Origin of the sequence: Mesorhizobium sp. M7A.F.Ca.AU.001.01.1.1 (assembly GCF_004022735.1) — a bacterium.
In the GTDB taxonomy this organism is placed as follows: Bacteria; Pseudomonadota; Alphaproteobacteria; order Rhizobiales; family Rhizobiaceae; genus Mesorhizobium; species Mesorhizobium ciceri.
Map to the genome: position 1 here is coordinate 1 of NZ_RZPF01000676.1, position 3,589 is coordinate 3,589.

Here is a 3,589-nt window from a genome sequence, read left to right on the forward strand (position 1 = left end):
TCGGGCGGGGAGCGGCAGCGCGTGGCGATCGCCCGGGCTCTGGTGCGCGATCCCAATGCCTATCTGATGGACGATCCGATCTCGGCGCTCGACGCCAGGCTGCGCGAAGAAACGCGCGTCGAGCTGAAGCGCATCCAGCGCGAACTCGGCAAGACGCTGATCTACGTCACGCATGACCAGGAAGAAGCGATGTCGGTCGCCGATCGCATCGCCATCCTGGAGGACGGCAAGATCAGGCAGATCGGTACGCCGGCAGAGATTTACGACCGCCCGGCCAGCACCTATGTGGCAAGGCTACTTGGCTCGCCGATGATGAACATCCTCAGATCGGCGCGTGGCGAGGGCGGTGTCGAAGCGGCTGAAGGCACGATCCGCATCGACGACAAGACAGCGCCCGCCGATGCCGTGGAGATCGGGCTGAGGCCGGAGGACATCAAGGTCAGACCGTGGGCGGACGGGGGCCCGGGCCGCCCGGCGCGAGTGTTCGAGGTCGAGCCGCTTGGCGGCTACACCGTGGTGACGCTCGCTGCCGGGCAGGCGCGGCTGAAGGCGTTGCTGCGCGGCCAGCCCGACATCCGGCCGGATGCCATGGTGGCGATATCCTGCGAGCCGGCCAGAGTGCATTATTTCGAACAGAGCGGCGGGGCGTTGGCACGATGACGGCCGCCGCAAGGAAAGAGTTTCGGGAGGAAGAGATGGCAAGCAAAGGCTTCGAGCCGGACGTGAAGGTCCGCACGAAGGAATACAAGATCGGCTGTGTCGGCGCAGGCATGATCATGGCCGAGTGCCATCTCGCCGCCTACAAGGAAGCCGGGTTCCCGGTGGTGGCAATCGCCTCGCGCACCAGGGCCAGCGCCGATAAGGTGGCGACGCGCTGGGGCATTCCGACCGTCCACGACACACCGGAAAAACTGATCGAGGACGAAAATGTCGAGATCATCGACCTTGCTTTCCCGCCCGACCTGCAGCCGGCGCTGATCCGTCACGCGCTGAGGCAGAAGCATATCAAGGCGATCCTGGCGCAGAAGCCGCTGGCGCTGTCAGTCGAGGAAGCGGTCAAGCTGCGCGATGAGGCGGCCAAGGCCGGCAAGATCCTCTCGATCAATCAGAACATGCGCTACGACCAATCGATGCGCGTCTTGAAGCAGATCATCGACAGCGGCGCGCTGGGCGACATCGTCTTCGCGCAGATCGACATGCACGCCATCCCGCATTGGCAGAGCTTTCTCGAGGATTATGACCGGCTGACGCTCGCCAATATGAGCGTGCATCATCTCGACGTGCTGCGCTTCCTGTTCGGCGATCCCGACGAGATCACCACGCTGACACGCAAAGACCCGCGCACGACATTCGACCACTCCGACGGCATCACCGTGTCGACGCTGCGCTTCCCGTCCGGCGTGCTTGCCGTGTCGCTGGAGGATGTCTGGTCGGGTCCGCGCCAGGATGGCTACAAGGACGACCAGCACATCAACTGGCGCGTCGACGGCAGCAAGGGGGTCGCGAAGGGCACCATCGGCTGGCCGACGGGCGCTGCCTCGACGCTGACTTACGCTTCGACCGAGACGACCGGCGGCGAATGGGTCAGCCCGAGCTGGGACACGATGTGGTTCCCGCATGCCTTTATCGGTGTGATGGAGCAGCTCCAGCACGCGGTGAAGACCGGCACGCCGCCGGCGCTGTCGGTCGCCGACAACGTCAAGACCATGGCGCTGGTCGAGGCGGGCTACCGCTCGATCGACGAGGCCCGCACGGTCAAGCTTTCCGAAATCGCTACCTGATCACCGCAGCTGAAACACCAAACAACTGAATCGCTTACAGGGAGGAATTCACACCATGATGCAGGCAGGTATTTTCACGGGCTATTTCCCGTACGGCCTCGAAGAGACGGCGAAGAAGATCCGCGGGCTCGATTTCAACACGGTGCAACTCGACCTCCACTTCAAGGATGTCGACCTGTCGGCCGGGCAGATCACCAAGGACAAGGCCAAGAAGGTGCGCGACGTCTTCCGCGATCATCACCTGCCGGTGTGCTGCATTTCCGGCTACACAAATATCATCCACCCGGACAAGGCCGAGCGCGACAAGCGCGTCGGCTACCTCAAAGAGATCATCCGCAACGCCCGCCATTTCGGCAGCCCGTATGTGATCTCGGAAACCGGCACCTACAACACCGAATCCGACTGGGTGCATCACCCCAAGAACAAGACCGAGGAAGGGTTCGAGGAATGCCGCAAGGTGGTCGCCGACCTTGCCCAGACGGCCTATGACCACGGCGCGGTCTTCCTGCTCGAAACCTATGTCAACAACGTCGTCGGCTCGGTCGAGGAGACGGTCAAGATGTTCGCGCAGGTCGATCACCCCGGCCTCGGTCTGCTGATGGACCCGACCAATTATTTCGAGACGCATAACATCGACAGGATGGACCAGATCCTGAACCAGGTGTTCGACACGCTGACCGACAAGATCAGAATAGCTCACGCCAAGGACGTCAAGCGTTCGGGCGGCGACAAGTCCGAGAAGCACGCCGATATCGGCGACGAGGACGCGCTGGAGAGCCATACATTCCGTGGCGTCGGTGAGATCGAGTTGCCGGCACCGGGCCTCGGTTCGCTGAACTACGACCTCTATCTCCAGCGGCTGGCGGAAAAGCATCCGAACATCCCGGTGATCATCGAGCATCTCTCGGAAGACGACGTGCCGAGGGCCAAGAAATTCCTCGACGGGAAGTTCCGCGCCAACGGTCTGTGACGGCCTTCTCGCGCCGCTGGTTCGCGGCGGCGCGGTTCGGTTCCAAAGTAAGGGAGGAGAAAAAATGTTGAAATTCGCATTGAAACTGGCGGCTGCCGTAACGCTGCTCGCCGGCGTCTCGTTGAGCGCGCCGGCAATGGCGCAGGATGGCCAGAAGACGTTCTACTTGCTGTCGCATGGCGGTCCGTCGGATGCGTTCTGGCTGGACTGGAATGCCGGCGCGACCAAAGCCTGCGACCAGCTCAAGGTGACCTGCAAGATCTCATTCAGCGGCGGCGACATGGCGGCGCAGAAGGAGGCCTTCAATTCCGCGCTTGCGGCCAAGCCCGACGGCATCGCCACCACGTCGGCCCAGCCGGGCTTGTGGACGGAAGAGGTGAAGGCGGCCAAGGCAGCCGGCATCCCGATCGTGTTCTTCAACACAGACGATCCGGCGACCGGACGGCAGGCCTATGTCGGCGCCGATCTCAAGGAGGCGGGGGTCATCTGGGCCAAGTATCTTGTCGACCACAAGATGGTGAAGCAGGGCGACAAGGTGTTCCTGCCGGTGGAAGTGCCCGGCGCCAGCTATCAGCAGCTGGAGACCGAAGGCATCGCCAGCGTCTTCGATCCGTTGGGGATCAAATATGATGTGGTCGATTGCGGCACCGACCCGGCCGGCATCATTGCCAAGATGACCGACTACATGGTGGCCAACAATCCGCCGGCGATCATCGCGCTTGGCGATTCCGTCGCGGCCAGCGTCAAGCGGGTGTTCGACGGCGCCGGCGTGCCGGCCGGCAAGATCCCGGTCGTCGGCTGGGGCAATTCCAAGGAAACCGCGGAAGCCGTCAAATCC

The 3,589-nt window shown here is 62.9% G+C and carries 4 protein-coding genes; all 4 read left to right on the forward strand.

What is annotated here, in order from left to right; all coding sequences use genetic code 11:
- The coding region (locus EN884_RS29610) for an ABC transporter ATP-binding protein (RefSeq protein WP_164895230.1) at positions 1-660 on the forward strand (660 nt) is incomplete at its 5' end.
- A 35-nt stretch (positions 661-695) separates the two neighbouring features.
- On the forward strand, positions 696-1,781 hold the full coding sequence (locus EN884_RS29615; protein WP_063168538.1) for a Gfo/Idh/MocA family oxidoreductase: 1,086 nt from the start codon (positions 696-698) through the stop codon (positions 1,779-1,781).
- A 55-nt stretch (positions 1,782-1,836) separates the two neighbouring features.
- Positions 1,837-2,751: a sugar phosphate isomerase/epimerase gene (locus EN884_RS29620; protein ID WP_013530826.1), complete on the forward strand. Its 915-nt coding sequence runs from the start codon at positions 1,837-1,839 to the stop codon at positions 2,749-2,751.
- 64 nt (positions 2,752-2,815) lie between these two features.
- The coding region (locus EN884_RS29625; RefSeq protein WP_128360903.1) for a substrate-binding domain-containing protein at positions 2,816-3,589 on the forward strand (774 nt) is incomplete at its 3' end.

What these genes read in the sequence shown, in the direction of transcription:
- EN884_RS29615 (WP_063168538.1), top strand. Translation starts at nt 696, where the DNA reads ATGGCAAGCAAAGGCTTCGAGCCGGACGTGAAGGTCCGCACGAAGGAA.
- EN884_RS29620 (WP_013530826.1), top strand. Translation starts at nt 1,837, where the DNA reads ATGATGCAGGCAGGTATTTTCACGGGCTATTTCCCGTACGGCCTCGAA.